This is a genomic window from Aliiroseovarius sp. ABM4_368 (assembly GCF_056161205.1).
The window spans coordinates 1-217 of the sequence record NZ_JBSWYR010000039.1 but is presented as its reverse complement, the minus strand read 5'-3'; the positions used below and the strand labels follow the sequence as shown (position 1 = coordinate 217).

At 59.0% G+C, this 217-nt stretch carries 1 protein-coding gene; it reads right to left on the bottom strand.

The window, feature by feature from the left end; all coding sequences use genetic code 11:
- Nucleotides 1-217, bottom strand: a 217-nt coding sequence (locus tag ACXAH3_RS16540) for a hypothetical protein (protein ID WP_474863375.1), incomplete at both ends; no start/stop codon positions are given.

Here is a 217-nt window from a genome sequence, read left to right as displayed (position 1 = left end):
GCTGGGCGCTGTGCCGGGGGTCAGGGTAATGTCAGCCGGATCAACAACCACGCCATTCAACGTGTCGTTGTCCAGAACAGACGCAGTGTCGCCGCCTACAAAGCCGTTCACAGCCGCCATGGTATCGTCCACGGCGTCGATCGGAGCTTCTTCGACCACAACCGTTGCAACGGCTGTGTCGCAGTTGGTCGGGTTCAGGATCTCACAGATCTCATAG